The 10,272-nt window shown below is 44.0% G+C and carries 12 protein-coding genes; 7 read left to right on the top strand and 5 right to left on the bottom strand.

Annotation, left to right across the window (positions count from 1 at the left end):
- The first annotated feature begins 134 nt into the window (after positions 1 to 134).
- The 5 genes from AB4232_RS10585 (at position 135) to ahpF (ending at position 5,470) form a co-directional block, all read left to right on the top strand.
- A complete protein-coding gene (locus AB4232_RS10585) occupies positions 135 to 1,001 on the top strand; it encodes an MBL fold metallo-hydrolase (RefSeq protein ID WP_065607706.1) in 867 nt (288 codons plus the stop codon).
- 13 nt (positions 1,002 to 1,014) lie between these two features.
- Positions 1,015 to 1,686 carry a glutaredoxin 2 gene (grxB, locus tag AB4232_RS10580; protein WP_372087078.1) on the top strand — a complete coding sequence of 224 codons (672 nt, stop codon included), beginning with the start codon at positions 1,015 to 1,017 and terminating at the stop codon, positions 1,684 to 1,686.
- A gap of 11 nt (positions 1,687 to 1,697) precedes the next feature.
- Positions 1,698 to 2,891, top strand: a complete 1,194-nt coding sequence (locus AB4232_RS10575; RefSeq protein ID WP_372087077.1) for a multidrug effflux MFS transporter — start codon at positions 1,698 to 1,700, stop codon at positions 2,889 to 2,891.
- Between the two features lie 201 nt (positions 2,892 to 3,092).
- On the top strand, positions 3,093 to 3,650 hold the full coding sequence (gene ahpC / locus AB4232_RS10570) for an alkyl hydroperoxide reductase subunit C (protein WP_004736364.1): 558 nt from the start codon (positions 3,093 to 3,095) through the stop codon (positions 3,648 to 3,650).
- A gap of 227 nt (positions 3,651 to 3,877) precedes the next feature.
- A complete protein-coding gene (gene ahpF, locus AB4232_RS10565) occupies positions 3,878 to 5,470 on the top strand; it encodes an alkyl hydroperoxide reductase subunit F (protein ID WP_372087076.1) in 1,593 nt (530 codons plus the stop codon).
- 145 nt (positions 5,471 to 5,615) lie between these two features.
- Here the strand turns inward: ahpF and AB4232_RS10560 are convergent, their stop codons facing one another.
- Positions 5,616 to 6,215 (bottom strand): LysE family translocator, encoded by a 600-nt coding sequence (locus tag AB4232_RS10560; RefSeq protein WP_012604451.1) that lies wholly within the window; start codon positions 6,213 to 6,215, stop codon positions 5,616 to 5,618.
- Positions 6,216 to 6,337: 122 nt separating this feature from the next.
- On the opposite strand from AB4232_RS10560, the gene AB4232_RS10555 reads away from it, so the two are divergent.
- Both AB4232_RS10555 and AB4232_RS10550 read left to right on the top strand, forming a co-directional pair.
- Positions 6,338 to 6,823, top strand: a complete 486-nt coding sequence (locus tag AB4232_RS10555) for an Lrp/AsnC family transcriptional regulator (RefSeq protein ID WP_004736367.1) — start codon at positions 6,338 to 6,340, stop codon at positions 6,821 to 6,823.
- Between the two features lie 470 nt (positions 6,824 to 7,293).
- A complete protein-coding gene (locus AB4232_RS10550; RefSeq protein WP_135384755.1) occupies positions 7,294 to 7,878 on the top strand; it encodes an outer membrane protein in 585 nt (194 codons plus the stop codon).
- 66 nt (positions 7,879 to 7,944) lie between these two features.
- Here the strand turns inward: AB4232_RS10550 and AB4232_RS10545 are convergent, their stop codons facing one another.
- The 4 genes from AB4232_RS10545 to AB4232_RS10530 form a co-directional block, all read right to left on the bottom strand.
- Entirely contained in the window at positions 7,945 to 8,346 is a 402-nt protein-coding gene (locus AB4232_RS10545) for a globin (protein WP_029224030.1), read from the bottom strand.
- A gap of 83 nt (positions 8,347 to 8,429) precedes the next feature.
- Positions 8,430 to 8,810, bottom strand: a complete 381-nt coding sequence (locus AB4232_RS10540; RefSeq protein ID WP_009847216.1) for a VOC family protein — start codon at positions 8,808 to 8,810, stop codon at positions 8,430 to 8,432.
- Positions 8,811 to 8,964: 154 nt separating this feature from the next.
- Positions 8,965 to 9,405 (bottom strand): redox-sensitive transcriptional activator SoxR, encoded by a 441-nt coding sequence (gene soxR, locus AB4232_RS10535; RefSeq protein WP_372087075.1) that lies wholly within the window; start codon positions 9,403 to 9,405, stop codon positions 8,965 to 8,967.
- 164 nt (positions 9,406 to 9,569) lie between these two features.
- Entirely contained in the window at positions 9,570 to 10,091 is a 522-nt protein-coding gene (locus AB4232_RS10530) for an NADPH-dependent FMN reductase (RefSeq protein WP_372087074.1), read from the bottom strand.
- Between the last annotated feature and the right edge of the window lie 181 nt (positions 10,092 to 10,272).

Here is a 10,272-nt window from a genome sequence, read left to right as displayed (position 1 = left end):
AAATAGCTGCATATTCCGATACTTATCCATTTGATACCTATTGTATTAAGTGAAGTTACTTTTTGGCGTATTGTTCTATTTGTTAATGTTAATTATCTTTCATTAAATATCAATAGTGAAAATAGGAATCAACAATGTCACTGAATTCAAAAATAGCCACTTTGGCTCTAGCTCTTGGAATGGTCTCTGGTGCCAGCGCCACCGATGGTTTTGATCCTTCTAAGCCAGTAATGAAAGAACTAAAAGACGGTATCTATCAGTATTCTCAGTTTTTTTATAACAGTCTGGTTGTTATTACCGACGAGGGTGTGATTGTTACCGATCCTTCTGGCGATGTTCGTTCTGCACAAATGATGAAGGAGATCCGTAAAGTAACAGAGAAGCCTGTCAAAAAAGTGATTTACTCCCATGATCACTTTGACCACTCTCGCGGCGGTAAGATATTCAAAGAACAAGGTGCCGAATTTATCGCGCAGGAATACTGTACCGATTTGCTTTCACGAGATCTGGAAGACAAAGTAGCCTACCCAACAACAACCTACAAAGACCAGATGACAGTTTCTCTTGGTGGCAAAAATGTCGATCTGCATTACTACGGCAAGAATGATGGTAACTGTATGAGTATTGTTCACATGCCGGAAGATAAAGTACTTGTTGCAGTAGATTGGCATTTACCACAGTACTTAGTCAGCGGAGGACGCTTAATTGAACAGGACTATGTTGCTACATTGAACACGATAAAGCGCGTACGTAAAGAACTAGAGTTTGACACTATCATAAATGGTCACACTCCAGTCGACTCGCCAGAGCTACTAAAAGAAAGTGAAGAATTCGTTCAGGCTCTGTTTGATGCAGTATGGAAAGGTTTGCAAGAAGGAAAGTCTGTAGATGAACTAAAAGAGTCGATAAAGCTACCAAAATTCAGCCACTGGAAAGACTATAAAGAGCATTTTCCTGCTCATGTAGAGCGCATGGCTTATTCGATTTGGCACGGTAATTAATAGGATCTTTATGATGAAGCTGCATGTATTTGATAGCTGCCCATTTTGTGTTCGTGTTAAGACCGTTGTTGGGCTTAAAAATATTGATTGTGAAATTAACCCTATGACTTTGGGGCAATTGCCAGAATCGTTAGAGGGGAAACTAGAGAGGTTGACTGTCCCTGTGCTTGAACAGCGACAGCATGATGGTAAGCATACGGTGATGGTTGAGAGCCTCGACATTATCCGCTACTTAGATCAACAAGATGAACCCATGTTCACCCGTTACGAAGTATCAGAAGCCTTGAACAACCTTCTAAAGCGGCTTTATCCGATCTCTGCACAGCTTTTGTATCCTCGCATGCCACGGCTTAATCTCCCTGAGCTGTCAACGCCAGATGCTCTCTGTCTATTTGTTGAGTCACGCAAAGGCGCATTAAGCCAATCCATTGAGCAGGCGTTGGTGAGAACAGAAGAGTACCTTCCGGAGCTTAAACGAATCTTGGAAGAGCTGGATTCCTTGCTCGATATTGATGTTCTTGTATCTGGTGAGCGCAAGTTGAACATTGACGACATAGCCGCGTTTTCTGAGCTACGAAACCACACAATGGTCGCTGAACTAGAAATGAGTGAGCGCATGATGAGCTTTGTTAGTTTCATCGCATCACGTTCTGGTATGTCGCTATATCCACCAATAAGTCAGTAAAGGGGTTTAAGATGGCAGGTAACAAATTTCTTCCACTACTGGTTATTTTTTCCCTCATACCTTTGGGGCCACTGGCTATTGATATCTACTTGCCATCTTTTCCGCAGATGATCGAGGCTTTTGCTGTCTCTGATAGCGAAATAAGACAGACTATTTCGATTTACGTTCTGGCTCTGGGTGTGAGTCAATTAATTGCGGGCCCAGTTTCTGATCGCAAGGGGCGTAAGTTCTCTGCCATGCTTGGGCTGTTCATGTATGCAGCAGGTAGCTTGTTGGTTGTGGCATCTTCGTCTTTAGAGATGCTATACGCAGCGCGAGCTCAGCAAGGCGTAGGCGCTTCATTCACTATGATCACCGCCATGGCTTGGGTTCGCGACAACTACGAAGGTGACGTTGCGGGTAAGTGGTTAAGCTATATGGGCGGCGTTACCAGTGCAGTACCAACCATTGCGCCGCTGATTGGTAGTGGGTTGGCTCTCTTATGGGGGTGGACAGGTGGCTTCTACCTCATGGCTGGTGTAGCTCTCTTGCTATTTGTTATATCAGCGGTAGCACTTCAGTCTAAGAAGAGTGTTAAGACCACGGTTGATGTAAAGAACACACAGGCACTTAAATGTAACGTGCGAGATATCTTAAGTAATCGTACATTTTTGGTGTATTCACTGACGAACATGCTCAGCTTTGGTGCTCTGCTAACTTACATTTCCGTTGCTCCAATTGTTGCAATCAGCGAAGGCGATTTTTCTCAAGTGCAGTTCTCACTTATGTTTGGAGTTATAGGAGGTTTTCAAATACTTGCTAGCCTTATAGCGCCCAGATTGATTAAGTCGTTTGGCCGTAGGAATACTGTGCGACTTGGTGCCACTGTTATCACCGTCGGAGGAATGGGGTTATTGTTTATAAGCTTTGATGCTACTTATTTATTCTTTGCTTTATCTGCATTGGGAGCAGCTGGCTTTAGCCTTTTATCTGGATCTGCTACATCTCTTGCACTTGAACCTTTTAAGTATTGTGCTGGCTTGGCGACATCTATTGATGGCTTTTTCAGAATGATAGGAGGCGCACTGCTTGTCGCTACGTCCGGCCTCTTGGGAGTTAGCAGTATTTCTACACTGGCGGTAGTCATGCTGCTTTCACTACTGCCTGTTTTATTAATCACATTAGACAATCGAATGTTAAGTTCACCTAAAAGAGACTTAGGTTAGTCAGTAAGAAGTAATTAGAAGCAAAAAAGGATTGGTATCTCTACCAATCCTTTTTATGGATAGCCTTCCTATTTCGAAGATAGGATTTGCCTATTGAATCTATAGAAATGTCCGATTTCACTAATTTTCGGTGCGAATGCAATATAGCTCCATCGACGCGGGATAGCGTTAAACACTACAAATTAGAAAGAGAGTCGAATCATGATCAACACAGAAATCAAACCATTCAACGCAACAGCATTCAAAAACGGCGAATTCGTAGAAATCACTGAGCAAGACGTTAAAGGCAAGTGGGCTGTATTCTTCTTCTACCCAGCAGACTTCACGTTTGTATGTCCAACTGAGCTAGTTGACCTACAAGACAAATACGCAGAGCTTCAATCTCGCGGCGTAGAAGTTTTCTCAGTATCAACTGACACGCACTTCTCTCACAAAGCATGGCACGATACTTCTGACAAAATCGGCACTATCGAATACTTCATGGTAGGCGACCAAACAGGCAACATCACAAATAACTTCAACGTTATGCGTGAAGGTCAAGGCCTTGCAGACCGTGCAACGTTCCTAATCGACCCTGAAGGCGTTATCCAAGCAATGGAAATCACAGCTGAAGGCATCGGCCGTGACGCAGAAGACCTACTACGCAAGGTTAAAGCAGCACAATACGTAGCCGCTCACCCAGGTGAAGTTTGCCCAGCTAAATGGAAAGAAGGCGAAGAGACTCTAGCGCCATCTCTAGACCTAGTAGGCAAGATTTAATCTAAGCCTAGCTAAACAAGAATAGCCAAGAAAGAACGAGTAAAACAGAACAGTTAAACGGTTCTACAGGCGCGCTTCGGCCCCCCTCCTAAAGGGCAGTCGCGCGCCACCCTTTCAAAACATCAACACCACAATATTTGCCGACTTGCGCCCCCTTTTTATTTCCCTTTTTCAGCAAGAAGGTATTGGTCAATACCAAGACACCGAATTTAAGAGCAGGCACGATTATGTTAGATCAAGCAATGAAGCAGCAGCTAAAAGCATACCTAGAAAACCTAAAAACCAATGTTCAGTTAGTGCTGAGCCTTGATAGCAGCGACACCGCAAACAAACTTCAAGATCTGGCGAATGATATCGCCTCTCTCACCGACAAAATTGAAGTAATTCGAGATGATAACGCAAGTGCTCGCCGCCCTATCATGCAGGTAGTGAACCAAGAGAAAGGCACTGCGATCGGTTTCGCCGGTTTACCTATGGGTCACGAATTCACATCACTGGTACTTGCACTGCTTCATAGTGGTGGTCACCCTATCAAGCTTGAAGCGGACGTAATCGAGCAAATTAAAGAACTCGATCAAGAGCTTAATGTAGAGATTTTCATCTCACTATCGTGCCAAAACTGTCCAGAAGTGGTTCAGGCATTCAACATGATGTCGGCGATCAATCCTCTAATTAAGACAACGATGATTGATGGCGCAGCATTCCAAGACGAAGTGAAGTCTCGCGACATCATGGCAGTTCCAAGCGTGTTTATTAACGGTGAGCTATTTGGTCAAGGACGTATGTCTCTGGCAGAAATCCTCAACAAAGTCGATTCAGGCGCAGCAGAAAAGAAAGCGGCCAACCTAAACGAACAAGCACCGTTTGATGTATTGGTTGTCGGTGGTGGCCCTGCGGGATCTTCAGCGGCTATCTACGCAGCACGTAAAGGCATTCGTACCGGTGTGGTTGCTGACCGATTCGGTGGTCAAGTGATGGATACGATGGCGATTGAGAACTTTATCTCAGTGAAAGCGACAACTGGCCCTAAGTTAGTGGCCAGCCTTGAAGAGCACGTAAAAGAGTACGGTGTTGAAGTGATGACTGAGCAGCGCGCTGCAAACATCATTGCGGCAGAAAACACTGAAGACGGTTACATCCACGTAGAGCTAGAGAGCGGCGCAACACTACGAGCTCGCACGGTTATCACAAGTACCGGTGCTCGCTGGCGTGAAATGAACGTTCCGGGTGAGCAAGAGTACCGCAATAAAGGTGTAGCTTACTGCCCACACTGTGACGGTCCTTTATTCAAAGGTAAGAAAACAGCGGTTATCGGTGGTGGTAACTCAGGCATCGAAGCGGCAATTGATTTAGCGGGTATCGTTGAACACGTAACCGTACTTGAATTTGCAGACACACTGCGTGCCGACCAAGTGCTTATCGACAAAGCGAACGCAACACCAAACATCGAAATCATCAAGATGGCGCAAACAACGCAAGTGATTGGTGATGGCAACCGCGTAACCGGTCTGGAATACAAAGACCGCAACACCGATGAACTTAAACAGATTGAACTAGCAGGTATCTTTGTTCAAATCGGCCTGATGCCAAACAGCGAATGGTTGAAGGGTTCGAAGGTAGAGCTTTCACCACGCGGTGAAATTGAAATTAACGCTCATGGCGCAACATCAATGAAAGGTGTGTTCGCAGCGGGTGACGTAACAACAGTACCTTACAAACAGATCATCATTGCGATGGGTGAAGGTGCGAAAGCAAGCTTAGGTGCATTTGACCACCTAATCCGTAACTCAGCTCCAGTTAAAGAGGCTGAAACGGCTTAAGCTTCAAACTTAAAAGCTTCTAGGCTTAAAAGCTTTTAGCTCAAGTTCCTTAAATATTTGTTAACTTATTTATTTACTGTTAACGACTTAGTCGACATTTAGACACCACTCCTATGGATTTAGGAGTGGTTTTTTTCTTTGTGATTTATGCCGGTTGATAAAGCATAAAGGCAACCACCATCGCTAAGCTTCCACCCAAGCAACGGTTCACAAACATCATCTGTTTTGGTGATTGCAGTAATTTTTTCAGCATGGTGCCGCAATACGCCCACACCAACATGCACGGCACACCGGTAATAACCATACCCGCGATAATAGTCACTACTTGGATCAAGTAATCTGCATTCGGGGTGATGAACTGCGAAAACACGGTTAATGAAGCAATCCAACCTTTAGGGTTCAACACCTGCACTAACACGCCTGACATAAAGCCCGAGCGATTATCAGTCGTGCTTTCTTCGATTTGCATGTTCGCAATCGACCACGCCATAAACAGCAAGTAAGCCGCACCCGCGTATTTCAAAATGTTATAAAGATCTGGGTAAAGGGTAAATAAGCTCACCAAACCGACACTAGAACCTGCCAGTACGATGATGATGCCAACAGCGTTCCCAGAGATAAAAGGTAAAGTCGCAGCAAATCCATAACGACTTGAAATCCCAAGTAATGCGATATTGCCTGCCCCAGGTGTAATTGCAATTGATGTTGAAAATAGCAAGAACGCCAGCATTAATTGAGAGCTCATTTCCTCTCACTCCTAATAAGTAAAGTATTTATACGGAGAGAGTTTACAGATTCGACTAGGAATTAAATTGCTATATAGGCTAATATTAATCCAAATTTGAGCAAGACTTTTCTAAAAACACCATGAAACAGAAAGAATCCACCAAAGAAGTGTTAGATGACACAGATATCGCCATCTTAGAACATATCCAACAAGACGGACGCATGAGCAACAGTAAGCTCGCGGAAAAGGTTAACCTCAGCGAGACCCCATGCTGGCGCCGTTGGAAACGCATGGAAGAGACGGGCTATATCGATGGTTACGCCGCTAAGCTGAATCGCAAGAAATTAGGCTTTCATGTTGCAGGCTTTACGCTAGTGACACTGGGCAACCACGAGGTCGAAAACACGGAACCGTTTGAAGAGTTTGTCGAAGTAACCGATTGGATTCCTATGTGTCACTGCATTGCAGGCGGCGCCGACTATATGATTCAAGTGCTAGCGAAAGATTTAGAAGAGTACTTTGAGCGTATTAGCTCGATCAGACGAGTCAAAGGCGTGAGTGCGATTCAGTCGAATATCTCGGTTAAAGAGTTGAAAAACAGCTATAAGTTGCCTCTTGGGGATTAGCTTGAGGCTTCAAACGCTACTAGTATGATATTAACACTATTGATTATCTGATAGGCGTTCGTTGGACCAAGGAGCTCAACAAAAATTGGGCTGCTCACTTTTAATCCGATTATCGTAACGTGTTAGAACCTCGGCCAACCCAACATTGGTCATTTGGATTTAATTTCGATTAAAACGTAAGCCTCGAATGATTCTTATCTCTGGTGATGACCTCCGTCGCCAGAGGTTTTTCTTCGTGAAACATGCACCGCCCTCCCTCATAGAAAACCCATTAAATCATAGAGTAACTCTCGCACACCGCGCATTTAATCCATCTAAAAAATTCTAATTTTAGGTCATGGAAATACAGGCTTATGTTTTGAGATATTTAATCTTCATTTAATCTTACCACCGCCCATTCGAACGGTGTTTTTTATTTTAAAAATGCCGCTAAAATCCTCTCCCGAAATTTACAAACCAGAGTAAAAACAATGAAAAAATTAGTCTTAGCGGCTCTTACGATTGCCTCAGTTACGGGGATCGCATCAACTTCAGCTTTCGCATCAAACGAAATGTACACATTAGGTGGTGTAGGTATGGATAGCGGTGACGTTGGCGCTCAATTCACGTTAGGTAGCCAGATCGTTCAAAGCAATTGGTATATTGAATCGACGTTACTTGTTATCAGCACTGACGATAAGTCTACTAGCTATAATGGTGACAAGGTGCTTCAAACAGAGCAAGAGTTCGATTCTTTAATGCTTTCATTAACACCTATGTATAAGCACAGCTTCAGCGAAAACTTCGCTGTTTATGGTAAGGCGGGCGCGTTTTACGCACACTCAGATACCAAATTGGTGTTCCTATCTAACGATAATAATGAAGTCCACAAAGGGTCCCATGGTGATTTTGGCTTAACTTACGGCATCGGCGCAGAATACAAGTCACTAAAACCAGTTTTCGGCCACTCCAAGTTTGTGACTCGAGCTGGATTTGATTGGTATGAGTTCGGTGGTTCAAGTAGTTGGTATACTCCTGAGTCGGTACTAAGTATCCAAGCAGGCTTTACCTTCTAATCTAGTCACGGATAACACTAAAGTAAGCCACATATGATTCGTGGCTTACTTTGTAGACATTTTGGTTCAGACTACACACTCTTTCTTCATGATAGCAAGTCCTGTTTCCAAGGTATGTGCCCAAGCTTGTTCGATATTTTCATCATAAAGTGGATCGTATTTTTTAACCGTATTGAGCAAGGAATTAAACCACTCGTTGAGCTCTTGCTCAGAAATATCCATGCCTAAATCTTTATGTCGCTTCCCAAGCTTTCTCACCGAGTTTCGTACGCTCGGCAGACCTGCAGAGTTATAGATAAGGATGATTGAAGCTTTAAGCATCTTGGTTTGTTGCTCTAACCCTATGTTTTCAAATCGCTCTGAAAACCTAGGGTTGTGTTCGCAGAAGTCCGCCAAAAATGTTTCTAGAAATTCTTCATCGATCCTGCAACGCTCAAAGCTTTCATAAAACAGTTCATTAGGTGTCATTTTGTTGGTTCTTCGCATTCGCCAGCGATCCTTAACAGTCCATGTCATCTAAGTATAAGCCATTATGGTATAAGTATACGCCACTATGGCATAAAGTGAGTTGCACAGATCTTGTTTCCATCAGGATCTCGCAAATAAGCCATGTACAAGCGACGCTCGTCAGAACCTCTCGCTCCGGGGCCATTTTCAATACTGGTACCGCCATTTTCGACGCCAACACGATGCCACTCATCTACAACTTCTGGGGAGGATGCAAGAAAACCCACCGTCATACCGTTGCCGTGAGTCGCAGGCTGACCATCAATCGGCTTCGTTAAACCCAACACACCCGTTTGGCTAACGTAAACACAGCGCCCTTTGGGATCAACAGAACCTTCGCTATAACCAAGCACTTTCATGATTGGGTCATAAAAAGCCTTCGCGCGTTCAATATCTTTGGTACCGAGAAAAACATGGCTGAACATAACTAACCTCTTCTTTTATTGAAAGAACCACATAAACTAGACCTATAATTCGTGATTGTCTAGGCACGCTATTCGGCCACAACTGTTGCTTAACCCATTGAGTAAAAGCTAAAACTTAGCCCGTTGCTCCATGTCTTTCAGGAACTCAGTTAGTCTAATCAACAATGCGTTGTGCGCCCTGTCCTTGGTCATGCAGAATATCTTCAGGGTTCAACAATTGGCATTTCTGCATACTCAAACACCCGCAACCAATACAACCAGTTAGGTTTTCTTGTAGCGATTTAATCTGCGCCATTTTACTGTCGAGTTGCCCCTGCCACTTCTTAGCAACGCGCTCCCAATCTCGCTTAGTCGCGGTATGGTTCATCGGCAGTGTCGATAACTCTTCGGTGATCTCTTCTAGCGTGAAGCCTATCGACTGTGAGACTTGTATCAACGCAATTCGTCTCAACATCGCCGACTGATACCGGCGTTGATTTCCGTTAGTGCGAATCGAAGCAATCAACCCCTTGGTTTCGTAAAAACGTAAGGCCGAAGGAGCCACGCCACTGCGCTCTGCCAACTGGCCTATGGTGAGGTATACGATGTTTCTCATTGTTACACTATCCTTGAGATCATAAATATTTAAAGCTTACTTTAACTTTAGAATAACGACCTATTGTTACCTTAACCAGTTAATGTCCTTAAACTTTGACAACGGGCGCAATGAAAAGAAACCACGCAAATTGCTGCTTTGTTTTATTGTCGTGTTCTCGCTCTCTAAATCTGACTCATGATCGATTTCAAGTTCTCTGCTATTTCGGCATTGATGATCTCTCCCGTTTCTACATTAAAGTTGTCGTAGAAACTCGGCACCGACATCGAGCCCTTCACATCAGCATCAAAGTAAGGTGCCGAATTTACCGCAGACGACAACACAGAGCTTGCGCCGCCTGGGCCTGGTGATGTGGAGAGCATAACAACAGGTTTGCCTTGGTACACTTTCATGTCGATTCGTGATGTCCAATCAAACACATTCTTAAAGGCTGCGGTGTATGAACCGTTGTACTCTGCAAAAGAGATGACGACAGCATCTGCTTCGCCAATCTTGCTAAAAAAGCGCTGCGCATGTTGATGAACGCCAGACTCTTTTTCTCTGTCTTCACTGTAAATAGGCATCTCGAAATCATTAAGATCGAGCACCTCTACTTGTGCGCCCTCAATTAAGCTTGCGGTGTACGCTGCCAATTGTTGGTTAATCGATGCTTTACTGTTGGTCGCGCCAATCGCTAATACTTTCATTGTTGATCCCTGTTCATTGTTCTCACCTTTATGCACTCATGACTTCAATTACGGAGCTCAAAGTTCATAACTGAAGATTCGTAACGTCTGTTTGATAACATCAAAACCTGCACTAGGCGACAAGGTGATAGATTGTGTTTTTAGATTGGGGACGATGATAAAACCTCAAGTTAACTTGAGG

Origin of the sequence: Vibrio sp. 10N.286.46.A8 (assembly GCF_041470165.1) — a bacterium.
GTDB classification, from domain to species: Bacteria; Pseudomonadota; Gammaproteobacteria; order Enterobacterales; family Vibrionaceae; genus Vibrio; species Vibrio tasmaniensis_A.
This window is presented reverse-complemented; position numbering and strand designations above follow the sequence as displayed.